Below are 26,570 nucleotides of genomic sequence, written 5' to 3' on the forward strand. Positions count from 1 at the left end.
AATAACGAATGTTATTTGTATACAATTTTGGAGGCGCTTTATGATTAATATTAATAAAAAGCATGAGATAACTCATCCACAAAAAAGAATATGGTACAATGAACTATTATTTCCTCACACATCAATGCATAATATTGTACGTAAAATTAATATAGACAAAAAATTTAATATTCTCCTACTTGAGAAAGCAATAAATTTAATTATTGAAAAAAATGATTCATTAAGATTAAATTTTTGTGAAAATAATGGACAACCATATCAATATGTAAAGCCTTATGAATTTGTTGATATTCCATTTCTAGATTTTAGTCATTATGATGATAAAGACATTGAAAAAAAATTTAAGGAATTTTGTGAAATAGAATCTAAAAAAAATTTATATGAAGAAAATAAATTATTATTTAAATTCTTTATATATAAAATCAACGATGAAAAAATGGGATTATTTTTCGTTATACATCATATCATCTTAGATGGTATGTCTGTAAATCTAATACTTAGGCAAATTAATGATATCTGCGAAAAATTAAATAAAGGAGACCTTATAACAAATGATGTTGAAAATTCTTATATAGACTTTGTAAATTATGAAAAAAAATATTTGGCTTCAAATGAATTTGTAAAAAACAAACATTTTTGGAATGAAAAATTCTCAAGTTTAAACGAGAATTCTTTATATGTAAATTCAAAAAACATTCAAGGGAAAATCAAAAGATTTATATTAAAGAATGACACTTCAAAAAAACTTAAAATCTTTTTAAATGAACATAAAATATCTTTGAATAGATTTTTAATTTCTGTTTCTGCTATATATATTAATAAAATACTTGAGGAAAAAGATATAACATTGGCTGTGGCAACTTTTAATAGAAGTAATGAAGGACAAAAAAACACAATGGGGATGTTTACTGGAACAATGCCTTTAAGAATAAACATAGCTAATAATATTAGCTATGATGAATTTTTGAATAGTATCAACACTGAGCTTAATAGTTGTTACAGCAATCAAAAATATCCTTATGATTTATTGGTTCAAGATTTGAAACTAAAGAAAAAAGGATTTGATTCCCTATTTAAACTTTGTGTAAATTATTATGTATTTGACAGCGGGAGTACTTCTAAAATAAGTATTGAAAATGAAGTATTTCCTCAAGATTCTTTAAATGTTCCTCTTCACATACTTGCTAAGGAATTTGTGAAAAATGAGGACATCGAGTTTGAAATTAATTATAGAATAAAGGATTATACTGAAAAAGAAATTATGACAATGTTTCAATGTATGGAAATAATTATTAATCAAATAATCATTAATTCAAATATAAAACTTTCTGAAATACAAATAATTTCAAAAGAAGATAAAATTAAAATATTAAAGGAATTTAATAATACAGAAATGGATTATCCCAAACACAAAACGGTAAAAGAATTATTTGAAGAAACCAGTATAACATTAGAAGAGAAAATTGCAATTGTATCAAATGGTAACCATCTAACTTACAAAGAATTAAACGAAAGAGCAAATCAAATTGCTAATTTATTAAGAAAAAAAGGAATAATAAGAAACACTATAGTTCCCATACTATGTGATAGAAGTGCAGAGACGATAATTGGAATATTGGGCATTATAAAAAGTGGGGGTGCATACCTTCCAATAGATGAAGATTATCCAGAGGCAAGAATACAATATATGATTGAAGATAGTAGCAGTAAAATACTATTAATTAAAAAACATCACTTAGGTAAAGCGATTTTCGCAAAAACAAATATAGAATTATTAGATTTAAATAGCGAAAAAACATTTAAAGAAAGCAAACAAAATCTTGAAAATATAAACTCACCTGAGGATTTAGCATATCTGATATATACATCAGGGTCCACAGGAAACCCTAAAGGAGTGTGTATAGAAAATAGAGGGTTGGTAAATCTTGCTTATAACCCAAGTTATATTGAACTCCAAAAGCATGATAAAATTCTTCAATCAGGTTCACTATCTTTTGATGCTTCAGTGTTTCAAGTTTGGATTGCTTTATTAAATGGTGTGACCTTACATTTAGAAGATGAAAATTTAATGATTGATGATGATGCTCTAGAAAATTATATTAGCAAAAATGAAATAACAATGATGCTTATGCCAACACCGCTATTTAATCAATATAGTCGAAATAATATAGAATTATTTAAAAATTTGAAGGGCTTAATAGTAGGCGGAGATGTTTTGTCAAGCAAACAAGTAAGTAAGATAACAAGGACATATAAAAATTTAAAAATTTTTAATGCCTATGGTCCAACAGAAAACTCAGTAATTTCTACAATATATGAAGTGGTAGGTGAATGGGATGAAAACAAGGTTGTACCAATAGGTAAATCAATATCCAATTCAACCGCCTACATAATGAATAAAAATAACAACTTGCTTCCCATAGGAGTATCAGGAGAATTGTGTCTAGGTGGGGATGGAATAGCAAAAGAATATTTAAATAGAGAAAAACTTACAAAAGAAAAATTCATAGAAAACCCTTATGTAAAGGGCAAAATAATATATAAGACGGGTGACATTGCAAGAAGGTTACCAGATGGAAATATAGATTTTATAGGAAGAATGGATCACCAAGTGAAAATTAGGGGTTTTAGAATAGAACTTGAAGAAATAGAAGCACAATTGTTAAAACATTCAAAATTAAAAGAAGCTACAGTAGTAGATAAAGATGATGAAAATGGAAATAAATATTTGTGCGGATATTTTGTTAGTGAAGAAACAATTTCTTCTAAGGAATTAAAGGAATTTTTAAAAAAAGAACTCCCCTTATATATGATTCCATCATATATAACGCAACTTGAAAAAATGCCTATTAATTGCAATGGAAAAGTTGATAGAAAAGCACTTCCTCTTCCTATCTTATCACAGAGTGATGTAGAATTTATTAAACCTAGAAATGAAATGGAAGAAAAACTTGCAAATATTTGGTGCAAAATATTCAATACTAAAAAAATCAGCATAAAAGATAATTTTTTTGAATTAGGAGGACATTCTTTAATTGCTGTAAATTTAGTTTCGAAAATTAATAAAGAGATTAAGCTGAAAATTAGTGCATCAGATATATTTGCTATGCCTTGCATAGAAGAATTAGCAGAATATTTAAATGAAATGGCAGTAAAACCTAAAGACTTTTTTGAAAATAGTAACAATTCAAACTTTAAAGGAATAGAAAAAGCTGATGAAACCGATTATTATGAAGCATCAGCAGTTCAAAAAAGAATGTATGCAGTAAACCAAATGGATATAGGCAGTACAAACTATAATATGACTTTTGCATATTTAATTAAAGGTCAATTTGATAAATGTCGCTTTGAAAAAGCTCTTTGTGAATTAATAAATAGACATGAAGCATTAAGAACAAGCTTTCATATAATTAAGGGTGATGTATTCCAAAAGATAGATGATACAGTAGATTTAAAAGTTGAATGTACAAAAACCAATGAAAACTTTGATATAAATGAATGTGACACTTATAAATTTTTAAAACCATTTGATTTAAGCAAAAGCCCTCTTATTAGAGCTACAATTGTTGAGTTTTGTGATGTAGTTATGCTAACCATTGATATGCATCATATTATTTCTGACGGCGTTTCAATAGGCATAATAATAAAAGAATTATCTGCCTTATATAACGGAGAAAAACTTGAAAATACAAAAGTTCAATATAAAGATTTTTCAAATTGGCAAAACAAATCCTATGAAAATGGATTATTAGGAACTCAAGAAAAATACTGGACTGACAAGTTCAGAGGGGAACTGCCTGTGGTTAACATATCTTCGAATTATAAAAAACGTTCCACTGGAAATTTTGAAGGAACTTCTTTAAAATTTGGAATAGACAAGACTATATCCAGTGGAATAAATAAGATTATAAACAGTTTAGGCGTAACAAAGTTTATGTTCTATACAGCAGCATATAATGTGCTTCTATATAAATATAGTGGACAAGAAGATTTAATCATAGGAACTCCAGTTGCTGGAAGAACACACGAAGATTTAAAAAATACAGTAGGTATGTTTGTAAATACACTGCCCTTAAGAAATAAATTAAATGCTAATATGAATTTCAGAAATTTCTTAAGCGAAGTAAAGTTAAATTCTATAAAGGCATTCGAAAATCAAGATTATGACCTTAAAAATATTATTGAAAAATTAGAAATAAATAAATCATCTATTTTTGATGTGATTTTTTCATTTCAAAATTTAGCCATTGACGCTTTAAATTTTGAAAATACAGAAATAGCAAGTTATGAAGTAAAGAATAAAACATCAAAATTTGATATTTCCATGATACTTAAAGAAAATAATGAAAAAGTATCAGGTGTAATAGAATATCAAACATCGTTATACAACAAAAAAACAATGGAGAACTTTTCAAAACATTATCAAAATATTTTAAGAGAAGTGCTTAATGCATTAGATACCCCTATTGGTAAAATTGATATTTTATCTAAAAATGAGAAAGATTTAATAATTAATAAGTTCAATGATACAAAACGTCAATATCTAAATAACATTACTATTAAAGAGTTATTTGAACAAATTGTAGCAAAATCACAAGAAAAAGTGGCACTTGTATCTAATGGAAAAGAGCTTACCTATAGAGAATTAAATGAAAAGGCAAATCAGTTAGCACATTTGTTGAGAAATAAAGGTGTAACTACGGATAGCATAGTACCGGTAATATGTGACCGAAGTATAGTCGCTATAATATCAATGATAGCTGTAATAAAGGCTGGTGGAGCATATCTTCCAGTTGACGAAGAGTATCCAGAATCTAGAATAAAATATATGCTTTGTGATTGTAATTGTAGTATAGTAATTGGTAAAGAAGAACATTTTGAAAATTTTAATTTATATGAACTTAATTTAGAGCTAATTAAGTTTCAAAGTGAAGAAATTCAAAAGGAAAGTTTAATGAATTTAAAAACAATAAATACTTATAAAGATTTAGCATATGTAATCTATACATCAGGTTCAACAGGAAAACCTAAAGGAGTATGTATAGAAAATAGAAGTTTGATAAAGGTTGTTAATAATCCAAATTATATTGAAATTCAAGAGTGTGATAAAATTTTACAATCAGGTTCACTATCTTTTGATGCTTCAGTATTTCAAATATGGATTGCATTATTAAATGGTGCATCATTACATGTTGAAAATAAAACTTTAATAATTGATGAGGCCGCATTAGAAACTTATATTAATGAAAATAAAATAACAATAATGCTTATGCCAACACCACTATTTAATCAATATAGTCAAAATAACATAGAACTATTTAAAAACTTAAGATATTTACTAGTTGGTGGAGATGTTCTGTCAAGTAAGCAAGTAAGTAAAATAACCAAAGTATATAAAAGCTTGAAGCTTTTATATGCATATGGCCCAACAGAAAACTCAGTAATTTCTACAGTGTATGAAGTTGTGGGCGAATGGGATGAAAATAAGGCTGTACCAATAGGTAAACCGGTATCAAATTCAACAGCATATATAATTGATAAGAATAATAAATTACTTCCAATGGGAGTACCAGGTGAGCTGTGTGTAGGTGGAGATGGAGTAGCAAGAGAATATTTAAATAGAAAAGAACTTACAAAAGATAAATTCATAGAAAATCCTTATGTAAAAGGAGAAAAAATATATAAAACAGGTGATTTTGCAAAGTGGTTACCAGATGGAAATATAGATTTTATGGGAAGAATTGATTATCAAGTAAAAATCAGAGGTTTCAGAGTAGAACTTGGAGAAATAGAAGCGCAATTATTAAAACATTCAAAAATAAAAGAAGTAGCAGTAATAGATAAAATAGATGAGAACGGAAACAAATATTTATGCGGATATATTGTTAGTGAAGAGAAAATTTCTTCGAAAGAATTGAAGGCATTTTTGAAAAAGGAACTTCCAACATATATGATTCCGACATATATAATGCAACTTGAAAATATGCCTATTAATTTAAATGGAAAAGTTGATAAAAAAGCCCTACCTATTCCTGATTTATCTAATATAGATGCAGAATATATAGCACCAAGAAATGATATTGATGAAAAAATTTCAATAGTATGGAGTGAAATATTAGGGATAAAAAAAATAAGTATTAATTCAAATTTTTTTGATGTTGGGGGTAATTCTCTAAAAGCTATTTCAGTAGTTTCGAAATTATCAAAAGAGTTTATTATCGCGATAAATGATATATTTAAATATCCGACTATACAAGAATTAGCTTCGAACATTAAAAATAAAAAAGAGAAGTTACTTTTGAAAAACAAAGAGGTTCAAGATATGATTGCCGTTATGAAACTTGATGATAATGTAATGCCTCAATCTATAAAACTTATATACGATTCATATATAGAAGACATACAAAAATATGAAAAATTAAATCTAAATTCTGAAATATCCTACAAAAATATTTTGCTTACAGGTGCCACGGGATATGTAGGTATAAATATTTTAAAGGAACTTATATTTAGTACAAATAGTACAATACATTTATTGTTAAGAGGAATAAATACTATGGAAGCTGAAAAAAGAATTACACTGAAAACTGATTTCTATTTTGGAAAAGAATTCTATCTAAGGTATAAGCATAGAATAAATATCTTAACAGGCAATATATCCGATGAATATTTAGGAATGGATAATTATACTTATGATAAGCTTTGTATGGAAATAGATTGTATAATTAATTCTGCTGCTAATGTAAAGCACTATGGAAAATATGAGGATTCTTATGATGTAAATGTTCTAGGTACAAAACGACTTCTTGAGTTTGCTAAAAAAGGCGTAAGAAAAGATTTTAACCAAATATCTACTATGAGTGTTGCATATGGAAGCATTCCTAATACAAATTTAGTTATGTTTTCTGAATCAAATATTGACATAGGTCAAGAGTGTGACAATGTATATGTCCGCACAAAATTAGAGGCTGAAAAATTAGTAGAACAAGCGGGGAAAAACTTGTTAAATACTAAAATATTTAGAGTTGGAAATGTTACATTCAATTATGAAACTGGATTATTCCAAGAAAATATAAATGAAAATGCTTTTTATCAAAATATAAAATCTTTTATTAAACTTAATTGTGTGCCTAATATAAAAGGCAATACACTTGATTTTTGTTTTGTAGATCAGCTCTCTAAAGCAATTGTTCTTCTTTTTAATAAGAACAACTTAAATAATGAAGCTTTTCATTTAGAAAATCCTAATAAAGTTAGTACTAGTTACTTAGCGCAAGTATTAAAAATGAAATATGAAAATATCAAACTTAAAGATATAGAAGAATTTTTAGCCTACATTTCTTCAAAAGGTGAAGATGAAGAGTTAAGAGAATATGTTGATAATATTATGGTTCATTTTGGGTTACTTGATGATGATCAATTAACATCATTTATAACTGTTAGCGAAAGAACAGATTTTATTTTGAAAAAATTAGCCTTTGAATGGGGTAAACTAGATGAACTTGCTATAAAAAAAATGCTAGAGCATTGTGAAAAAGTTAAATTTTTATAAGTTGTAAGTTTTTTTAAAGTTGAGTTTTAAGGATGCTTTAATATTGAAGAGTAGTCAAAAAGCAATTATAAATAAAACACGTCACAGATAATTGAACCTGTGACGTGTTTTTTAATACGCATATTTAGCAGTGAAAGGTGTATTCTCCCAATACGCATTGCATCTGTAATATGCTTACACATTACAGGCGTAATACGTATTTGGAAATAGAAAAATTAGTAAGATGTTATTAAAATAACTTTAAAACATTTAAGTTCTTAAGTGATTAAAAACAACATTAATAATGGTGATCTATCATAACTAAAACTCAGTAAAATCAGTTGGTTTGGCAAGTTTTTATTAATTTCTATGCATAATTATTATATAAAATGAATAAATATAAAGAAAAAGTATTGCATTATTATAAAAACCAGTATATAATAAATAAAAACAAGGCAGACAAATCAATGATATTGGTTGTAAAACGACTAAAATACAGATATAAGATAAGAATATGCACTATACATAAAAATGTATAAATATCCACAAATGAATTATATAAATGGAGGAGTGGTACAAATGAAAAAAATCATGTCAATTGTATTAATGGTTACTATGGCAGGTTCATTACTTGTAGGATGCGGCCAAAAACAGGAAAAATTGAATTCTCTACAAGCAGTTCAAAAAGCGGGCACACTAACTATAGGAACAGATGATTCATATCCTCCAATGGAATTTAGAGATTCTAAAAACACCTTAGTAGGGTTTGATGTAGATTTGGCAAATGAAATAGGAAAAAAATTAGGAGTGAAAATAGAGTACACTACTACAGATTTTAATGGAATACTTTTAGCTCTTAACTCATCGAGATTTAATATTATACTTGCAGCTCTCAGTATTACGGATAAGAGAAAAGAAAGTATAGATTTCTCAGACAATTATTTAATGGGTGGCCAGGTTATTGCTATAAAACAAGGGAATACATCAATAAAAAGTTTGGAAGACTTAAAGGGTAAAATAGTAGCGTGTCAGCTAGGGTCTACAGGAGATGCTGCAGCCACCGGAATAAAGGGATTAAAAGAAATTAAAAAGTATGACAAAATTACAGAAGCCTTTCAAGAGTTATCATCTAAAAGAGTAGATGCAGTAGTTATGGATGCTCAAGTTGGAGGATATTATGTATCAAAGAAACCAGGTGAATTTGTGGTTTTACAGGACAGAATTAGCGAAGAACCTATAGGAATTGGATTTAAGAAGGAAGATAAGGAATTAAAAGCAGCTGTGCAAAAGGCCCTTAATGAACTTAAATCAGATGGAACGCTCTCTAAGCTTTCACAAAAGTGGTTTGGATTTGATGCATATAAGAAATAGTTAGGAGGACAACAATGGATATAAATATTTTAAAGGATATGTTTCCTGTGTTATTAAAAGGAAGTTTAATAACACTAGAACTCACTCTTATATCAGTAGTAGTTGGAAGTTTAATAGGCATGGTTACAGCCATATTAAAGCTTTCTAAAAATAAGTTAATGGGTACGGCAGCAGGGTTTTATACCTGGCTCTTTAGAGGAACACCTATGCTACTTCAATTATGGTTTTTCTATTTTGGATTGCCTTTTGTAGGTATTAAGTTTACAGCCTTTCAAGCAGCAATAATAGGACTTAGTTTAAATTCAGGTGCTTACATGGCAGAAATAATAAGAGGTGGAATACTTTCAGTAGATAAAGGGCAGTTTGAAGCTTGCAAGTCCCTGGGGTTCACTTACTTTGATACTATGAAAAGAGTAGTATTACCTCAAACCTTTAAAATAATAATTCCATCTGTAGGTAATGAGTTTATAACAATGCTTAAGGATACATCACTAGTTGCTACTATAACTATGGTGGAAGTTATGAGGTCGGCGCAGCTTTTATACGCATCAAGCTTTAGGCCGCTAGAAGCTTTCTTTATAGCAGGATGTTTATATCTTTTAATGACAACAATTTTTACTACAGCATTTTCATACTATGAAAAAAGACTGTCAGTATATTAATAGAGGTGATATGGAGTGTATATGATAGAAACTAAGAATTTAACTAAAAAATTCGGAAGCTTAACAGTATTTGAAAATTTAAATGTACAGGTTGAAAAAGGAGAAGTACTAGTTATAATAGGACCTTCTGGTTCGGGAAAAAGCACGTTTTTAAGATGCTTAAATCACCTTGAAAACCCTGACGGGGGAGAGGTTTTTATTGAAGGAGAAAAACTGGATGTAAAAAATAAAAAACATATGAGAAATACTATTGAAAAAGTAGGAATGGTATTCCAAAACTTTAATTTGTTTCATCATATGACTGTACTCCAAAATGTAATTGAGGCTCCAATTACTGTTAAGCGAGAAGCCCGCGAAGAAGTATTAAAAAGAGCCGCGGGAATTATTGAAAAAGTGGGTCTTAGTGAAAAATTAGAGAATTATCCATCAAAATTATCAGGAGGACAAAAGCAAAGAGTAGCTATAGCAAGAGCCCTAGCTATGAGACCTGACATAATGCTCTTTGATGAACCTACTTCATCCTTAGACCCAGAGCTGGTTGGAGAGGTTTTAGGAGTAATGAAAGATCTTGCAAAAGAAGGCATGACAATGGTGGTTGTAACCCATGAAATGGGGTTTGCAAAGGAAGTGGCAGATAGAGTCATTTTCATGGATGGAGGAAAAATAGTAGAAGAGGGAACTCCAGAAGAATTTTTTACTGCTCCTAAAGAGCAGCGAACTAAAGAGTTCCTAAATAAAATACTTTAGATTAAACCTAAGATATTAAAATATAAAAGCAAAATCGAAAGGGGATATAAAAATGGAAAAAATAATTAAAGATAAAGTGGTTTTAGCATATTCAGGAGGCCTGGATACCTCAATAATAATAGCTTGGCTTAAGGAAAATTATGATATGGATGTTATAGCAGCTTGCATTAATGTTGGCCAAGAGGACGATATGAAGGCAATTGAGAAAAAGGCGTTAAGCTCAGGGGCTAAAAAAATATATATTGAAAACGTAACAGCTGAATTTATAAAAGATTACGTATTTAAAGGGGTTAAGGCAAATGCTACATATGAAGGAAAATATTTGTTAGGTACAGCTTTTGCAAGACCATTAATAGCTAAAAAGCTTGTAGAAATTGCTCATAAAGAAGGGGCAAAATATATATGCCACGGATGTACTGGTAAGGGAAACGATCAAGTTAGATTTGAGGTAGGCATAGCAGCCATAGATCCTACAATAAAGATTATTGCTCCTTGGAGAATCTGGGATATAAAATCAAGAGAAGATGCTATAGATTACGCCAATGCTCGCGGTATAGAAATAGCAGTAACCAAAGAAAAAATATATTCAGTGGACCAAAACTTATGGCATGCAAGTCATGAAGGTGGAGATATTGAAGATTTTAAAAATGACCATAAAAGAGATATGTATCTTATGGTTACACCTCCAGAAAAAGCTAAAGATGAGGCTACATATGTAGATATATATTTTGAAAAGGGAATTGCGATAAAAGTAGACGGAATTGAATTAGAGCCAATAGATATCGTTTCAATATTAAACAAAATCGGTGGAGAAAATGGAATAGGTATTGTAGATTTAGTAGAAAATAGACTTGTAGGAATGAAGTCAAGAGGAATATATGAAACACCAGGTGGTACTGTTCTTTATGCAGCTCATAAAGAACTTGAGGAAATAACTATAGATAAAGATACATTGCACTTTAAATATCAAGTATCACAGAAATATGGAGAATTAGTTTATGATGGACTTTGGTTTAGCACTATGAGAGAAGCCCTTGATGCCTTTGTAGATAAGACTCAAGAAACCGTAACAGGTTCTGTTAAATTAAAGTTGTATAAAGGAAATATTATGGTAGCAAGTAAAGAATCGCCTAATGCACTATACGATGCAAGTATATCTTCTTTTGGTTCAAGTGTACTATATGATCATAAGGATGCAGAAGGATTTATAAACTTATTTTCATTGCCAAGTAAAATTAAGGCATACAAACATTTAAATAATATTTAAGCAAAATTACAAAATCTATAGAAGGCTTAGCGGGTGATATATATGAAACTTTGGGGTGGAAGATTTATTGAAAAAGAAAGCAGTCTTATGGAGGACTTTAATAGTTCTCTAAGCTTTGATAAAAGATTGTATTATGAAGATATTATGGGCAGTATAGCTCATGTTAAAATGCTTGCAAAATGTAGCATTTTAACTAATAAAGAGTGCGATACTATTGTTAATGGTTTAAATTCTATTCTATCAGATATTCAAGATGGTAAATTAAAAATTGAAGGTGATTATGAAGATATTCACAGTTTTATGGAAATACAACTTACAAAGCTTGTAGGTGATGTTGGCAAAAAGCTTCATACAGCAAGAAGTCGAAATGATCAGGTTGCTGTGGATATGAGATTATATTCAAAACATAAAGCAAAGGAAGTTATTGAAAATCTAGGTGCTATTTTATGTACTATTAAAAAATTAGGAAATGATAATGCTGTTATAATGCCTGGTTATACACATCTGCAAAGAGCACAACCTGTAACCTTTAAACAGCATATTATGGCATACTATAATATGCTATCTAGGGATGTGAAAAGACTTATAAGCGCTATTGACATTATGGATGAAAATCCTCTTGGATGCTGCGCACTAGCAGGCACAACCTATGATACAGATAGAGATTTTACAACGGGAGAACTAGGTTTTAAAAAACCAGTAGATAATTTTATGGATGGGGTAAGTGATAGAGATTATCTATTAGAACTTTTATCATGTTTTTCTATAATAATGATGCACCTTAGTAGATTAAGTGAGGAGCTTATTTTATGGAGTAGTAAGGAATTTAATTTTATTGAAATTAGTGACGAATACTCTACTGGTAGCAGTATAATGCCACAAAAAAGAAATCCAGATGCAGCAGAACTTATAAGAGGGAAAACCGGGAGAGTATATGGAGATTTAATGAGCTTACTTACCACTATGAAAGGAATTCCACTGGCTTACAATAAGGATATGCAAGAAGATAAGGAGCCTTTCTTTGATGGAGCTTTCACAGTTTTAAAATCAATAAAGATTATGAATGGAATGCTAAGTAGTCTTAAAATTAAAAAGGATAATATGTATAACGCAGTTAAAACAGGTTTTTTAAATGCTACGGAAGCTGCAGATTACCTTGTAAATAAGGGATTAGCATTTAGAGATGCTCATGGAGTTATAGGCGCTATTGTGTTACATTGTGAAAAGCAACATAAGGCTATAGAAGGTTTAACATTAGAGGAACTGAAGAGCTTTAGCGATTTATTTGCTCAAGATGTATATGAATTTATAGATTATGAGAATACTTTAAGTCGAGGCATAAAAAAAGAGATGAAATAAATGCTCTAAGGTTGTAATATAAGCTTTTTAAATAAAAACACGCAACAGGTTCCCACAAACCTGTTGCGTGTTTTTTTGCTGAGGTTTTGGAAAGTAAAATAGCTACAATAACATAAAATCTGGATTGCCACTAAATTTTATGTTGTTGTAATTTAATATGATTCAATGAATAAACTGAATATTTTAAAAATTCGATAGATATATGTTTAACTATGTAGTATAATATGTTATAGTGTAAAATAGTGTAAAATAGTGTAATAAAGTGTAATACAGTACTAATTCCCAATAACTAAATTGTAGCTTTGATGTAAATGAATGAATTTTTTTACCGGTTGATATTATAATAAAGTTTTAGAGGAGATGAGTTTGGTGAAAAGAGTTTTGATTACAGACGATGCGATGTTTATGAGATTGGCATTGAAAACTATGCTTGAAAGAAACGGATTTGAAATAGTTGGAGAGGCTGAAAATGGAGAAATAGCTATTGAAAAATATAAACTTCTTAAACCGGATATTGTAACTCTTGATATTACAATGCCAGTTATGGATGGACTTGAGGCATTAAAACAGATAAAGGCCTTTGATAAGAGTGCAAAGGTTATGATGATTTCTGCAATGGGACAAGAAACAATTGTGAGAGATTCTGTGATTGCAGGTGCATTAGGCTTTGTAATAAAACCATTTATTGAAGAAACAATAGTAAAAGCTTTTAATAAATTTTAATAAAGAGGTGTTATCAATGAGAATATTAATAGCAGAGGATGACTTTACAAGTAGATTATTTATGAAAAAATTTCTTTCTAAATATGGAGAATGTGAAGTTGTTGTAGATGGCATAGAAGCCATTGATGCCTACTTAAATTCAATAAAAGATGAAAATATATATGACTTAATATGTCTTGACATTATGATGCCAAGACTTGATGGAATGAGGGCGCTTAAATCCATTAGAGATATTGAAAAACAAAAGGGCGTTGAAGAAGACAAAAAAGTAAAGATAATTATGACCACAGCATTAAATGATAAAGAAACCGTATTAAATGCTTATGATTCAGGCTGTGAAGCCTACGCATCAAAACCAATTGAAACAGATAAATTTATTGTTGTTATGAGAAACTTAGGCCTTATAGTATAGAGAAAAACTGTTGGAGGCGTTAGTAGTGAAGATTCTAACAAAAAATAGACCTAAAATTTTAGATAAGGATATCACTATGCAAAATGAATTAGAAACTCTATATTATAGGAAGGAGATAACGCAAGTTATCTCCTTCCTATAATTTAAATTTAAAATCTCAATTCCTGATTGGATATATTTTTTTCTATTCTTATATAAAAATATTTTCGCTAGGTATTGTGAATTTAAAGCAACTCCCTTGCCCCAGGGTGCTTATGGCCCATATTTTGCCACTGTTTTTTTCTACTAACTCTTTACATAAAATTAATCCTAAACTTGTACCTGATTCTCCCTCAGTTCCAACTGTGCCGTGCTTTATGTCAATTCGGAACAATTTGGAGAGAATACCGGGGTCCATTCCTACTCCAGTATCTGCAACTGAAACTTCTATAAAGCCTGAATCTAAATAATTAGATGAAATTGTTATACATCCGCCTACATTTGTAAATTTTATTGCATTGGAAATTAAATTTCTCATTATAGTATGTATCATATCATAATCACAATTTATATTTTGTTTTGCTACGTCTATTTTCATAATGATTTTCTTTTGTGTAAAATTATATTTTAGTACTTCAACACAGTCTTTAACTAAATTTTGTAGTTCAAATTTTACAGGTGTAAAGGTCATAGTGCCTCTTTGTAAACTAGCCCAATCTAGTAAGTTTTCACATAATCTATATAAATTTATTGCTGTCTTATTCATATCTAATGCAAGCAGGGCTAACTCTTCTTTATCAAATTCTTCAATGGATTTGGAAAAAAAATCAGTTATTCCAATTAATCCATTAAAGGGTGATTTTAAATCATGTGCAATAATGGAAAAAAATGATTCTTAGATATAATTGACTCCTCTAATTGTTTTTTTTGCTCCTTGATAATTTCCATAGATTCTTTTAATGCAAGGTGAATTTGAACTCTGGCTAATACTTCTTCCTTTTGAAAAGGTTTTGTAATAAAGTCTACTCCACCTGCCTTAAACCCACTTACCTTACTAGATATATCTGTAAGAGCACTAATGAATATAATTGGTATATTTTTTATTTTTATACTTTTTTTTATTTCATAGCATAATTCTATTCCATTTAAACCAGGCATTATAATATCTAATAAAATAATATCTGGGGTATTTTCTAATAAGAAATTTAATGCTTCATATCCATTTCTAGCAATTGCAACTTTGTATCCTTTGCTATTTAAAATATCACTAATAATTTGTAAATTTAAAGAACTATCCTCCACAACTAAAATTAAAAATTGTTTTTGATTATTCATATTTACCCCCATTATAAATTCCACATTTATCTTACAATTAATTTTTATATCTAGATTATCAATATTTTTGATAGGTCATTAAATCAAATTTTCAAGTGTAGTACAATATGTTTAAAAATATAGATTAATAACATAAATAACGCAACCACTTTCAGTTGAATGTGCAATAAATTTGCAAAAATAAAATGCTAAAAGAAAGAGGAGCAAATTAGAATAACAAATAGATAGTTATAACTAGTTTTTTTAGTAGTTAAAATCTCTAAGACAATTTTTAATGCCATCTACAGTTTCGGGCAAATCAATACCATATTTTTTTAATTTATCATTACTTATTCGAAGGTCCCTTGGATGGTCATTATATCTATCAGTATCTTTTTCTAAATAATTATCTGCTTTATGACCTAATCCAATTTCTTTTAATATGAGCAATGCTATATCATAAGTGCTTAAATCATTCTCACTTCCTGTGTGATAAATTCCATAGGGGAAATCTAAAATTTTATGGAAATTTTCTATTAAATCATAAACATAAGTCATCCCTCTAAATTCATTTACGGGTAATTTTATTTTCTTATCTTTTAAAACAGAAGATACGACATTCCATAGAATATTAGAACTTACCCTGCAATTTTTTTCTGGAAATCCAAATAACCAACTAAATCTTAAAATCCATAGTTCATCAATAATTCCTTTTAATTCATCTTCAGCTTGGAGTTTATGTTTTCCGTAAACTGTATTAGGCATTGGAATATGATTTTCATTATAGGGGCCTGATTCTAAATTGCCATTAAAAATTTGTTCAGAACTTAAATATACTAATTTAGATTTTGTTAAACTACAAGCTTTAGCAATGTTAATTGAACCTTTAACATTTATTTCATATGATAGTTCTGGATTTCTTTCACACAAACCTGTGTCAGCAATGGCGGCAGTATGTATTACATAGTCAGGTTTAAAAATTCGAATTATTTCTAAACACTTGCTTTCATCTGTTATATCTAAGTCACTATGGGTTAATGGAAGTATATCGTATTTATTTTTATAATATGTATAGAACCTTGATGCAAAGAAACCATTAGCACCTGTTAATAATATCTTTTTCATTTAAATCACCTCATTTTTTCTTTATAACCATAATATCATAAATTTTGAATTGTGACTAAGTTTAGTTACTAATTCTAACACAAGAAAGCACCTTTAATTTATTTGTAAGCTAAAGGTGCTTTTCAGTTTTTATTATTATTGGATAAATAAAATATTGAATATGGATAATTTTTTTGTGTTTTAATAATAATTATTATTTATAAGAATTACTTCTAAGGAGTGAATGCTTTTTATAATTAACTTCCCAATTTTTAAGAAATTCACAGGCACAAGCTTCACCAGAATTATATAAATCCATAATTTTTTTATTAGAAATATTAAAGTCTGTGGTTTTAATATCAAGAGTATTGATTTTTACAGTTCGTAGATAATCCATTTCTCTTATATGAATATCATCCTGTGCTTCTAACATAGTCTCAATAATTGAACTAGTGAAATTCAAAATATTTGTGATTTTATGTTCTCGGATTTCTTTGTTTCCTCCTAGCTTAAAACCAATGGTTGGACACCTGGGGATGCCATTTACATCAAAAATCCAAACTGGGTAATTACTTAGAACCCCGCCATCAACAATGAAAGACTTTTTATTAGAATTTGCATCATTCAAATTTACAGGTTGAAAAAAATAGGGAATAGATATACTCATTCTAATTGCCAAACTTACTTCCAAATCATCAGGATTTATACCGTATTCAGCAATGTCTTCTGGCAATATTAGCATCTTCCCACGGCTAATATCCGTTGCTATAATATGAAGCTTGTATTTTCTTTTATACTTCTTATTATTTAAAAGAATCCCTTTTTCTTCTGGGATAACCAAGTCTCCAAAGGTTACTTTTTTTCCCTTTTTAAGCTGAACTTTATTTAAAAGAGCTTCATCAATCCAGTTTTTCAAATAATCACCTTTAAAAATGCCTTTTTTAAATAGTAGATTGCAAGTATTAGATAATATAGGAATATTAAAATGACTTTTATCAGCAATTCTCTTGTAGTCAATTTGTATCATTAATTTTTTTATTTCTTCAGCGCAGTAACCTGCTGCAACTAGTGCAGCAACAATAGAACCAGCAGAGTTTCCTGAAATATTCTTCCAAGCATACCCGTTATCCTCAAATGTTTTTAAGGCACCTACAAGACCAATGCCTTTAACCCCACCACCTTCAAACACTACATCTGCAAATTTTCTCTTATTATAAATGTCCATATATAACACCCCTTTATGAGTAATATATGAACAAGTAGATTTCCATGACCTATATTATCGAAAATAAATTATATTTACACCCTTGTTTATGAAAAGAATATCATATATTATAATGATTTTATAAAAGAGGCAATCAATGAAAAATATAGAAGAATACACACCTTGTGAATTGGCTACATTAGCAACAGTAGTAGGGATTTTAATTGCTGAAAAGCTTAATGTTAATCAACAAAATGTAGTAGGAAATTTTTTAGTAGGTGTAGCACAGATCATTTTGATAATTGCAGCTCAAGCTCAAAATCTCCAAGCGCAGCAAGATACCCAATGTGGAGATAATGGAAAAAATGATACTAAGGGTAGCAATAAGGATTTGCAAAAACAAATAGACGAACTTAAAGAACATATCAAAAATTTTGAAAACAATATGAGCCATTAAGAAAAATCAATAATATCTTAAAATCATAGAAAAATCAATAATATCTTAAAATTCTTTGACATTAAAAGAAACTTAAGGTAATATGAATTTGTAAAGTAACTAAACATTAAAAATTAGGGGAGTCAATATTTTGTCTGAGAGGAAACATTTATGTTTCGACCCTTATAACCTGAATTGGGTAATGCCGGCGGAGGGAAAATATGATTTGCACTTAGTTTTAAATAAGACTTTATAACGGTGCAAAGTTATAGAATTAAAAAACCCTTCGTTCAATTAAGAGCTAAGGGTTTATTTTATTTTAATAATGCATCACCCTAGGTGATGACTAAGGAGGAATTTAAATGTCAGTTGTAAATGTAAGTCTTCAAGTTATACCAGTGGTGGCAGAGGAAAGAATCTACCCTGTGGTAGACAAGGTTATAGAGTATATTCAAGCTAGTGGAGTAAAATATGAGGTAGGGCCAATGGAAACTACTATGGAGGGTGAACTAGATAAGCTTTTGGATATAGTAAAAATGGCTCAAGAAATTTGTGTAGAGCAAGGAGCGGCTAGAGTTGTTTCTATAGTGAAAATAGATTATAAAGCTGAAGGCGTGACTATGAATGAAAAAACATATAAATATAGAAAATAAGCTCATTCCTATATTTTTTCAATTAGTAATTCTTTTTATATGGCAGATAGCTATAGATAAGTGGAAGGTTCCACAGTACATATTGCCTTCACCAAAAGACATTATTATTACCTTAGTTAATATATTGCCTAGTATTACTAAACATATTTATGCAACATTATGTGAAGCCTTGATTGGATTCACAATATCAATTTTGCTCGCATTAATTTTAGCTATATTAATGGACAATGTAAAGCTTATCAAAAAATGCATATATCCAATTTTAGTAGTATCTCAAACCATTCCTATTATTGCTTTAGCACCACTTTTTGTAATATGGTTTGGTTTTGGAACATTGCCTAAGATTATTGTGGTAGTACTAGTATGTTTTTTTCCTATAGTTATTAGTTTGATGGATGGTTTAGAATCAGTGGACATGGATATGATAAACCTTTTAAAGACCATGGGAGCTAGTAAGTTTAAAATTTTTACAATGGTAAAGCTACCAGCCTCTACTGTGAACTTTTTTTCAGGACTTAGAATAGCCGCGACCTATAGCATTATGGGGGCAGTTATTGGAGAATGGCTAGGAGGAGATAAGGGCCTTGGGGTATATATGATTAGAGCTAAAAATTCATATGCCCTTGATAAAGTTTTTGCAGTAATTATAATTATTGTATTATTAAGCATGGGACTATTTGGGCTCTTGTATTTATTACAATATTTTTTTACTCCTTGGAGTAGAAATAAAGCAGATAAGAAAAACTAAACTTATATAATATTTTATTCTACTTGGAGGTAATAAAATGCTAAAGAAATCAATTTCATTATTATTAATAGCTTCAATGACTGCAGTTTTATTTGTAGGTTGTGGTACAAAAAAAGAAAGTGTAACTAAGGAAGAAACCTTAAAAAAGGTTACAGTTATTTTAGATTGGGTACCAAATACTAATCATACTGGATTATATGTAGCAAAAGACAATGGATATTTTAAAGAACAAGGACTTGATGTGCAGATTATCCAGCCTGCACAGGGGAGTACTTCAACTTTAATTGCTGCAGGTAAAGGAGATTTTGGTATAAGCTATCAAGAAGATGTAACTTATGCTAGAAGTGCTAAAGATCCACTTCCAATAAAGGCTATAGCTACAATAATTCAACACAACACTTCAGGATTTGCAGCACCTGTGAGTAAAAACATTAAGTCGCCCAAGGATTTTGAAGGTAAAACCTATGGTGGATGGGGATCTCCTTCCGAAACTGCAATATTAAAAGCCCTTATGAAAAAGGATAATGCTGATTTTTCAAAATTAAAGACAGTGGATGCAGGAGCAGAGGATTTCTTTGCTGTAACTAAGAAAAATATTGATTTTGAATGGATATTTTATGGATGGACAGGAATAGAAGCTAAGCTTAAAAATATTCCTATTGACTATATTGATATTGGAAAATTAAATAATGATTTAGACTATTATACTCCAGTAATTATAGCTAATGAAAATAAATTAAAAGAAAATCCAGAAATAGCAAAGAAATTTTTAAAAGCTGTTACAAAAGGATATGAATATTGTATGGAAAAACCTGAGGAAAGTGCTAAAATTTTATTGAAAAATGCACCAGAGACAGATAAAGCTCTTGCTGTGGAGAGTCAAAAATATTTAAAAGGACAGTATAAAGCTGAAGCTAAAAGATGGGGTGAAATGAAAGAATCAGTTTGGAATAATTACACCAAATTTCTTTTAGACAGAAAGCTTATACAAAAAGATATGAAGGCAAGTGAGGCATTTACTAATGAGTACTTACCAAACTAGTAATGAAAAATTAAGGGTATCAAATATTAAAAAAACCTTTGGAAGTATGGATATAATAAATGATGTTTCCTTTTATGCCAGTGAAAATGAATTTATAAGTCTACTAGGACCAAGTGGCAGTGGTAAAAGTACTATTTTCAATATTATATCAGGTCTTTTACTTCAAGATTCAGGTGAAATTATAATTGACGGACGAGAATGCCATGGTAATATTGAAAAGGTAAGTTATATGCATCAAAAGGACTTGCTATTACCTTGGAAAAATATTGTGGACAATACTACACTTTCTCTTATAATAAAAGGGAAATCTAAAAAAGATGCAAGGGCCGAGGTGCTTACTCATTTTAAAACTTTTGGACTCCAGGGCTTTGAATATAAATATCCATTTCAGCTTTCTGGAGGTATGAGGCAGAGAGCCGCATTGCTTAGAACATATATGTCATCCTCGGATATTATGCTGCTAGATGAGCCTTTTGGTGCACTTGATGCAATTACTAGATCAAAGATGCACTATTGGCTAATAGACGTGATTAAAGAACTAAAAGCTACCATAATATTTATAACTCATGATATTGAGGAAGCAATATTTTTATCTGATAGAATATATGTATTATCAGATAAACCAGCAACTATAAAAAAAGAAATAATTGTTGATTTACCTAAAAATAGAACTGCGGATATAGTTACATCAGAAAAATTCAATGAAATAAAGAGAATTATCTTACAAACATTATAAGGAATCTTAAAAAACAACCCAATAAAACATCCACCTTAAAATAATTAAGTTGGGTGTTTTATCTTTATGTGCATAAAAAAGGTATGAAAAATTAGTATTGTGATAAAATATAATATTAAGTCACATGAAGATAAATACTAAGTCAATATAAATCGTATTTTTGACTTGGTATTTATCTTCATGTTCCTAGCTACTGAATATTGGAGGAAAGAAATGAAAAAAGGAGCGCTAGAAAGAATTTTCATAAAAGTAAAAAGTCAGTTTTCACAGATTAAAGAAATAGCAGTACACACTAAGTCAAATGCCTTGTGGGAACATGAAGCAGCGGTAAGAAAGAAATTAAAGGAACTAAAGGCGTTTAAGAGTGAAAATTTCAAAGACTATAAAAGGGTTTATGAAAATTATTCACAGTTACTGGAATATATATCAATAAGGCTTGTGGAGGATTACAATAAGAAAAATAATACAAATTTTAATTTTGATATAATCTCAAAGAATAAAGGTGAAAGCTATTTAAAATCTGGAATTATAAGTGTATTAATAACTGAGCATATTCCTGAAATTATATCTAGTGAATTTGAACGTGTGTTTCCAACTAACCCAAAAGATGAATATGAGGGAACAAGGAAATTCAAGAGAAAATTTTATCTCCATTTAGGTGAAACTAATACGGGAAAAACCTATAATGCCATGATGCGGCTTAAAGAGTCAACAAGTGGAATTTATCTTTCTCCACTAAGAATATTAGCACTTGAGAACTTCGAAAGATTAAATAGCCAAGGCGTAAAATGTAACCTTGCAACTGGAGAAGAAGAAATAAATATTGAAGATGCGACGCACATTTGCTGTACTATAGAAAAATTAGATATAAGGGAGGAGTATGAAGTTGGTATTATAGATGAAATTCAAATGATTGATAATGACCAAAGGGGAGCTGCTTGGACTAGAGCTGTTTTAGCATTGAAAAGTAAAGAGATACACATTTGCGGAGCAATAAATGCAAAGGATTTGCTTATAGAAATAATAGAGGATTGCGGAGAGGAGTACGAGATTATTGAGTACAAAAGAGATGTCCCTCTTGTAATGGAAGATAACTCTTTTGTATATAAGAGTATTCAAGAAGGAGATGCACTGGTTACATTTTCAAAGAAGAAAGTGTTAGAACTAGCTTATCATTACTCGAATTTAGGTATAAAAGTAAGTTTAATCTATGGAGATTTGCCACCAGAGGTAAGGAAAAAACAGTACAATCAGTTTATTAACAAGGAAAGCACAATTTTAGTATCCACTGATGCCATAGGTATGGGGGTAAATCTTCCTATAAAAAGGATAGTATTTATGGATATTAAAAAGTTTGATGGTAATGAGATAAGATATTTAAATTCTCAAGAAGTTAAACAAATAGCGGGAAGAGCAGGTAGAAAAGGAATATATGAAGTTGGATATGTAGCATCTTATGGTAACACTCAAGATTTTATAAGAGAAAGCTTAGATGCAAAGGATAAAACTATTGAAGAAGCAGTAATAGGGCCAAGTGAGGCTATATTAAAGATCAGTTCTCTTTCCCTTAGAGAAAAATTAGCTTTATGGAGTACAAAAGAAGAAAAAACGCCTTTTTATAGAAAAATGGATATAAGCGAGTATTTGGTAGTATTAGATAATTTAAGGCATTATAAATTGGAGGAAAGAATTCAGTGGAGACTACTAAAAATTCCTTTTGATGTATCTAATGATAAAATGATGAATGCATTTTTAAGCTATGTGGATGAATTGTTCATAGCTAAAAAAGAGATTATCTCAAAACCACAGTGTCATTTAGAAGACCTTTATGAATTAGAACTTTACTACCAAAAAATAAATCTTTATTATTCATTTTCAAAAGTATGTAAATTGAATTTTGATGAACAATGGGTATATGCGAATAGGATAAAAGTTAGCGATGATATTAACAGCATATTAAAGAGCATATAAAATAAATATTAAAGTCACTGATTTTTCTAGGCAATAGCATTTAGAGGTAGATTGGTTTTGATATTCTCTTTTTGCCATTAATACCATTAAAACAAGGTTATAAAATTTATTAAATGTGTACATTATATTAGTACAACAAACAAAATGTTTAAAGGAGGTTACATAATATGCCATACAGAAGTTTAGTACCAGAATCAAAAGCAGGACTAAATAAATTCAAAATGGAAACTGCAAATCAGTTAGGCGTAAGCTTTACAGACTATAATGGTGACTTAACATCAAGACAATGTGGCTCAGTTGGTGGAGAAACGGTTAAAAAAATGGTAGAGCAATACGAAAGAAATTTATAAATTTAATCAGATAGGGTGTGCAGCAAAGTTGCATACCTTGTTTTTTTGTAGTAAATACAAACAAATGCAATTTGAATTTATAATAATTAATTGATTATCTATTCAGTTTATCTATTTGACTTATGGTATATAAAAGGATATAATAAATCTCGTAGTGTTAATACGGCTCCTTGGTCAAGAGGTTAAGACGCCACCCTCTCACGGTGGATTCAGGGGTTCAATTCCCCTAGGAGTCACCAAAACGTAAACGTTGATATAGCAGGCTTTACAGCAATGTAAAGCTTGTTATTTTTTTATTTTCCCACACCTTTCCCACACAAGTGTTAGAAAGCTTTAGAATGTTATAAAAAGATATACGCTTAAAAGGGTTGATATACATAAGATATAGCATAATAAAGAAGGTTATAGAAAGCAATTGATCGAACTTGCTAAGGATTTGTGAAATTAGTATTATGGAGCAAAAGTGCCCTTTATTTTTGTGAATATTTTAAAACATCACTTAAACAAGAATATCAGCTATTATCTCAAATGACATTGGGTAAATATATAGCCATGAATAGACACCTACATAAATGGTAAGCTTTTTAACTTTTTGTCATTAAAATTTTGCATTAAATAATTTAAATAGATTTGCTTGGACAAAAAACATCGGTTAGATATCGGTGTTTTTTTGTTGTTTCATAATATTAAAGAAAAGTTAAGAGGGATTGTTTAGTAAATAACGAGTTATTTTGATTTATTATACAAATTTAGAAGGAATATGATAGAAGGATGCAGAAAGATTGTTAGTAGAATGTTTTAGAAGTATTTATGAGTATTATGTCTATAATGGGAAGTCAAAAAAATGTAAAACTTGATAGGTGTAGGGCATATCAGAGATATGCGAAGACATATCTCAGTTAAGGAGTTATGTCAAACTTGTAATCTATGGTGAATTAAAATAAGTATTTTAAAGGTGGAGATATAATGGTTTTTGATACAAAGAAAACTATAGATACATTAATAAATAATATTTCAGAAATGAGTGAAGTACAATCAATTGGAATAAGTGGTAGTAAGACCTCTCTTCCAAGAGCAGGAGAAGGCGATATTGATATTTTTATATATTGTGATATGATACCTAATTTTGAAAAGAGGCAAGCCATAATAAATCAGTTGGGTAACCAGATACAAGAAGGTAAAGTAAACATCTTTGAAGGGGGACATTGGGGAATAGGGGATTTTGTGCTTATAAACGGTATTGAAACTTGGTTAATGTATTTTACAGTAAGTGAAACCTTAACTAATGTAGAATCTATACTCAATGGTAAATACCCAGATAAATTGGATAATTACTACTATCCAATAGGGCGATGTTCCATGCTGAAAAACATCAATGTTTTATGCGATAAAAGCAATTTTTTAAATAACTTGAAAAAAAGATTATCCGAGTACCCATATAAATTAGGAAAGATACTTATACAATATCATTTGGATGAACTTGATGATACAGAAGATTTGGAACGTGCTGTAGTCAGAAAAGATGTACTGTTTTATCACTTCGCAATGGATATTGCAATTGACCATTTCCTTCAAGCGTTGTTTTCTATTAATAAAATCTATTTTTCAAGCAGAAAAAGAACACTTGATTTTATTGAAAGTTTTAATATTAAACCTGAAGGATGTAATGAAAAATTATTAGAAGTTATTAAGTTAGGTGGTTTTTCGGAAGGAATTAATCAATCTTTTACACTATGGAGAAATATGGTTAATGAACTAAAGAAATTGGGTAATATTTAGTGTGATTAATTCACCATCTTCTTATAGTGGGAAATACAATATAAGATATCTTTTTATTAAAGAATAATGTATTTAGGGGGATTCTTATTATGATAAGAATGTTACATCAAATAAATGTCGATGGCGATAGATATGATGACGCCTATGATATACATGCTGCATATAAAGAACATATCGAACTTTCATTTAGCAAATATAAATCTGGTGGACTTGGTAAAGTAAATGCAACAAAAGGCGATATTGTGTATTTATATATTGGGGAACCAATTAGAAAGGTAATGTATAAATGTAGAATTACTGACGCTAATAAGAATAATGATGAAACAATAAATGATGAAAAGTATTTTATTTCAAATAATCATAAAGGAGATAAAAAAAATCTGATGAAACCTGTTATATATTAGAAAAATTACAGTTTGTTGATACAGAAAAATTAAATTTTTACAATTTAACAAAAGTTATGGGAATCAAAGGAGCAAAACTAACAAGTTTTAGAAGTGATTATACGGACAAACATGAAGATTATTTAAAAAATATGTTTAATTATATAGATGATATATTTAGCGAAGATGTTAGTGATAAGTTGAAAGATGTAGAAGATGAATTTAATACTATAGATGCTGAATTTAATAGTCCAGATAAGAAATTATGTGATATATTACCTAAATATAAAGAAGCATTAGTGAAACAAAGAATAGGACAAGGAAAATGGAGAGATTATATTATCAAAGACAATCATTGTAAATGTGCATTATGTGAAATAAGTATGAAAGAATTATTAATCGCAAGCCATATAAAAGAATATAGTAAATGTGAAAAAAATACTATGGAACATTTAGATATAAAAAATGGATTATTATTATGTGCCAATCATGATAAGTTATTTGATAAACATCTGATTTCATTTAATATAGATGGAACAATTATAATATCTGATAAAGTATCTAAATCAGACTACAAAATACTTGAAATAAACATATTTACAAAAATACAAAACAAATTCTTTGATGAGAAATATATGTTATATCATAGAAATATATTTAAAAAAATTAATAAAGGTAGTATTAGATAATAAAAAAGTTTGATAGTTATTGTTTTGTTATACTAATACTCTTAACTGTCGTATTATAAAAAATCATGTACGTGAAAACCTAATTTAATATCACATTATATCTTCGTTAT

Annotated in this window: 22 protein-coding genes, 1 tRNA gene and 1 riboswitch; of the genes, 19 read left to right on the forward strand and 4 right to left on the reverse strand. The window is 29.2% G+C overall.

Translation table 11 applies throughout. The annotated features are described in order from the left end of the window. Window positions 1–40 precede the first annotated feature (40 nt). The 8 genes from G9F71_RS12285 to G9F71_RS12320 all read left to right on the forward strand — a co-directional run bounded on the left by G9F71_RS12285 (window position 41) and on the right by G9F71_RS12320 (window position 14,072). The gene (locus tag G9F71_RS12285; RefSeq protein WP_164951118.1) at window positions 41–7,552 is read left to right on the forward strand and encodes a non-ribosomal peptide synthetase; all 7,512 of its coding nucleotides are present in this window, start codon (window positions 41–43) and stop codon (window positions 7,550–7,552) included. Between the two features lie 558 nt (window positions 7,553–8,110). Next, entirely contained in the window at window positions 8,111–8,902 is a 792-nt protein-coding gene (locus tag G9F71_RS12290) for an ABC transporter substrate-binding protein (RefSeq protein WP_164951117.1), read from the forward strand. A gap of 14 nt (window positions 8,903–8,916) precedes the next feature. Beyond that, window positions 8,917–9,564 carry an amino acid ABC transporter permease gene (locus tag G9F71_RS12295; protein WP_164951116.1) on the forward strand — a complete coding sequence of 216 codons (648 nt, stop codon included), beginning with the start codon at window positions 8,917–8,919 and terminating at the stop codon, window positions 9,562–9,564. A gap of 15 nt (window positions 9,565–9,579) precedes the next feature. Continuing rightward, entirely contained in the window at window positions 9,580–10,311 is a 732-nt protein-coding gene (locus G9F71_RS12300) for an amino acid ABC transporter ATP-binding protein (RefSeq protein WP_318011068.1), read from the forward strand. A gap of 64 nt (window positions 10,312–10,375) precedes the next feature. Further along, entirely contained in the window at window positions 10,376–11,578 is a 1,203-nt protein-coding gene (locus G9F71_RS12305; protein ID WP_164951181.1) for an argininosuccinate synthase, read from the forward strand. A gap of 42 nt (window positions 11,579–11,620) precedes the next feature. Next, the gene (gene argH / locus G9F71_RS12310) at window positions 11,621–12,937 is read left to right on the forward strand and encodes an argininosuccinate lyase (protein WP_164951180.1); all 1,317 of its coding nucleotides are present in this window, start codon (window positions 11,621–11,623) and stop codon (window positions 12,935–12,937) included. Between the two features lie 369 nt (window positions 12,938–13,306). Further along, window positions 13,307–13,660 carry a response regulator gene (locus G9F71_RS12315; RefSeq protein ID WP_164947073.1) on the forward strand — a complete coding sequence of 118 codons (354 nt, stop codon included), beginning with the start codon at window positions 13,307–13,309 and terminating at the stop codon, window positions 13,658–13,660. Between the two features lie 16 nt (window positions 13,661–13,676). Next, a complete protein-coding gene (locus tag G9F71_RS12320; protein ID WP_164947072.1) occupies window positions 13,677–14,072 on the forward strand; it encodes a response regulator in 396 nt (131 codons plus the stop codon). Window positions 14,073–14,262: 190 nt separating this feature from the next. On the opposite strand, the gene G9F71_RS12325 is transcribed toward G9F71_RS12320, so the two are convergent. The 4 genes from G9F71_RS12325 to G9F71_RS12340 all read right to left on the reverse strand — a co-directional run bounded on the left by G9F71_RS12325 (window position 14,263) and on the right by G9F71_RS12340 (window position 17,694). Continuing rightward, window positions 14,263–14,817: a sensor histidine kinase gene (locus tag G9F71_RS12325; RefSeq protein WP_164951114.1), complete on the reverse strand. Its 555-nt coding sequence runs from the start codon at window positions 14,815–14,817 to the stop codon at window positions 14,263–14,265. Window positions 14,818–14,912: 95 nt separating this feature from the next. After that, on the reverse strand, window positions 14,913–15,386 hold the full coding sequence (locus G9F71_RS12330; RefSeq protein WP_164951113.1) for a PleD family two-component system response regulator: 474 nt from the start codon (window positions 15,384–15,386) through the stop codon (window positions 14,913–14,915). Window positions 15,387–15,629: 243 nt separating this feature from the next. Further along, the gene (locus G9F71_RS12335) at window positions 15,630–16,490 is read right to left on the reverse strand and encodes an SDR family oxidoreductase (RefSeq protein WP_164951112.1); all 861 of its coding nucleotides are present in this window, start codon (window positions 16,488–16,490) and stop codon (window positions 15,630–15,632) included. Window positions 16,491–16,683: 193 nt separating this feature from the next. Beyond that, window positions 16,684–17,694 carry a patatin-like phospholipase family protein gene (locus tag G9F71_RS12340; protein ID WP_164951111.1) on the reverse strand — a complete coding sequence of 337 codons (1,011 nt, stop codon included), beginning with the start codon at window positions 17,692–17,694 and terminating at the stop codon, window positions 16,684–16,686. Between the two features lie 136 nt (window positions 17,695–17,830). Between G9F71_RS12340 and G9F71_RS12345 the strand changes: the two genes are divergently transcribed. From G9F71_RS12345 to G9F71_RS12395, 11 genes are all read left to right on the forward strand, one after another. Beyond that, on the forward strand, window positions 17,831–18,130 hold the full coding sequence (locus G9F71_RS12345) for a hypothetical protein (protein ID WP_164951110.1): 300 nt from the start codon (window positions 17,831–17,833) through the stop codon (window positions 18,128–18,130). Window positions 18,131–18,235: 105 nt separating this feature from the next. Next, a riboswitch (TPP riboswitch) is annotated at window positions 18,236–18,343 on the forward strand. A 128-nt stretch (window positions 18,344–18,471) separates the two neighbouring features. Beyond that, entirely contained in the window at window positions 18,472–18,762 is a 291-nt protein-coding gene (locus tag G9F71_RS12350; RefSeq protein WP_125000761.1) for an MTH1187 family thiamine-binding protein, read from the forward strand. Then, window positions 18,734–19,510, forward strand: coding sequence for an ABC transporter permease (locus G9F71_RS12355; RefSeq protein WP_164951109.1), 777 nt, complete (start codon window positions 18,734–18,736; stop codon window positions 19,508–19,510). The genes G9F71_RS12350 and G9F71_RS12355 overlap by 29 nt, the downstream gene beginning before the upstream one ends. Window positions 19,511–19,547: 37 nt before the next feature. Next, window positions 19,548–20,552, forward strand: a complete 1,005-nt coding sequence (locus G9F71_RS12360) for an ABC transporter substrate-binding protein (protein WP_164951108.1) — start codon at window positions 19,548–19,550, stop codon at window positions 20,550–20,552. Continuing rightward, window positions 20,533–21,288, forward strand: a complete 756-nt coding sequence (locus G9F71_RS12365; protein WP_164951107.1) for an ABC transporter ATP-binding protein — start codon at window positions 20,533–20,535, stop codon at window positions 21,286–21,288. Before G9F71_RS12360 ends, G9F71_RS12365 begins: the two co-directional genes overlap by 20 nt. A 213-nt stretch (window positions 21,289–21,501) precedes the next feature. Beyond that, window positions 21,502–23,259: a helicase-related protein gene (locus tag G9F71_RS12370; protein ID WP_164951106.1), complete on the forward strand. Its 1,758-nt coding sequence runs from the start codon at window positions 21,502–21,504 to the stop codon at window positions 23,257–23,259. A gap of 167 nt (window positions 23,260–23,426) precedes the next feature. Continuing rightward, on the forward strand, window positions 23,427–23,609 hold the full coding sequence (locus tag G9F71_RS12375) for an alpha/beta-type small acid-soluble spore protein (RefSeq protein ID WP_164947062.1): 183 nt from the start codon (window positions 23,427–23,429) through the stop codon (window positions 23,607–23,609). Between the two features lie 164 nt (window positions 23,610–23,773). Beyond that, window positions 23,774–23,848: transfer RNA gene (locus G9F71_RS12380), tRNA-Glu, on the forward strand. A 727-nt stretch (window positions 23,849–24,575) separates the two neighbouring features. Next, on the forward strand, window positions 24,576–25,388 hold the full coding sequence (locus tag G9F71_RS12385) for a DUF4037 domain-containing protein (protein ID WP_164951105.1): 813 nt from the start codon (window positions 24,576–24,578) through the stop codon (window positions 25,386–25,388). Window positions 25,389–25,477: 89 nt separating this feature from the next. Beyond that, complete coding sequence (locus G9F71_RS12390; RefSeq protein WP_164951104.1) at window positions 25,478–25,792, forward strand: hypothetical protein; 315 nt, start codon at window positions 25,478–25,480, stop codon at window positions 25,790–25,792. A gap of 56 nt (window positions 25,793–25,848) precedes the next feature. Beyond that, window positions 25,849–26,460: an HNH endonuclease gene (locus tag G9F71_RS12395; RefSeq protein WP_164951103.1), complete on the forward strand. Its 612-nt coding sequence runs from the start codon at window positions 25,849–25,851 to the stop codon at window positions 26,458–26,460. Window positions 26,461–26,570 lie beyond the last annotated feature (110 nt).

The sequence above is a fragment of the Clostridium sp. FP2 genome (genome assembly GCF_011065955.2).
Classification (GTDB): Bacteria; Bacillota; Clostridia; order Clostridiales; family Clostridiaceae; genus Clostridium_AD; species Clostridium_AD tagluense.

Excerpts from the sequence above, each read along its gene's own strand:
- G9F71_RS12285 (WP_164951118.1), top strand. The coding sequence starts at position 41 with ATGATTAATATTAATAAAAAGCATGAGATAACTCATCCACAAAAAAGA.
- G9F71_RS12290 (WP_164951117.1), top strand. The coding sequence starts at position 8,111 with ATGAAAAAAATCATGTCAATTGTATTAATGGTTACTATGGCAGGTTCA.
- G9F71_RS12295 (WP_164951116.1), top strand. The coding sequence starts at position 8,917 with ATGGATATAAATATTTTAAAGGATATGTTTCCTGTGTTATTAAAAGGA.
- argH (WP_164951180.1), top strand. The coding sequence starts at position 11,621 with ATGAAACTTTGGGGTGGAAGATTTATTGAAAAAGAAAGCAGTCTTATG.
- G9F71_RS12320 (WP_164947072.1), top strand. The coding sequence starts at position 13,677 with ATGAGAATATTAATAGCAGAGGATGACTTTACAAGTAGATTATTTATG.
- G9F71_RS12325 (WP_164951114.1), bottom strand. The coding sequence starts at position 14,817 with ATGAATAAGACAGCAATAAATTTATATAGATTATGTGAAAACTTACTA.
- G9F71_RS12330 (WP_164951113.1), bottom strand. The coding sequence starts at position 15,386 with ATGAATAATCAAAAACAATTTTTAATTTTAGTTGTGGAGGATAGTTCT.
- G9F71_RS12335 (WP_164951112.1), bottom strand. The coding sequence starts at position 16,490 with ATGAAAAAGATATTATTAACAGGTGCTAATGGTTTCTTTGCATCAAGG.
- G9F71_RS12340 (WP_164951111.1), bottom strand. The coding sequence starts at position 17,694 with ATGGACATTTATAATAAGAGAAAATTTGCAGATGTAGTGTTTGAAGGT.
- G9F71_RS12345 (WP_164951110.1), top strand. The coding sequence starts at position 17,831 with ATGAAAAATATAGAAGAATACACACCTTGTGAATTGGCTACATTAGCA.
- G9F71_RS12350 (WP_125000761.1), top strand. The coding sequence starts at position 18,472 with ATGTCAGTTGTAAATGTAAGTCTTCAAGTTATACCAGTGGTGGCAGAG.
- G9F71_RS12355 (WP_164951109.1), top strand. The coding sequence starts at position 18,734 with ATGAAAAAACATATAAATATAGAAAATAAGCTCATTCCTATATTTTTT.
- G9F71_RS12360 (WP_164951108.1), top strand. The coding sequence starts at position 19,548 with ATGCTAAAGAAATCAATTTCATTATTATTAATAGCTTCAATGACTGCA.
- G9F71_RS12365 (WP_164951107.1), top strand. The coding sequence starts at position 20,533 with ATGAGTACTTACCAAACTAGTAATGAAAAATTAAGGGTATCAAATATT.
- G9F71_RS12370 (WP_164951106.1), top strand. The coding sequence starts at position 21,502 with ATGAAAAAAGGAGCGCTAGAAAGAATTTTCATAAAAGTAAAAAGTCAG.
- G9F71_RS12375 (WP_164947062.1), top strand. The coding sequence starts at position 23,427 with ATGCCATACAGAAGTTTAGTACCAGAATCAAAAGCAGGACTAAATAAA.
- G9F71_RS12385 (WP_164951105.1), top strand. The coding sequence starts at position 24,576 with ATGGTTTTTGATACAAAGAAAACTATAGATACATTAATAAATAATATT.
- G9F71_RS12390 (WP_164951104.1), top strand. The coding sequence starts at position 25,478 with ATGATAAGAATGTTACATCAAATAAATGTCGATGGCGATAGATATGAT.
- G9F71_RS12395 (WP_164951103.1), top strand. The coding sequence starts at position 25,849 with ATGGGAATCAAAGGAGCAAAACTAACAAGTTTTAGAAGTGATTATACG.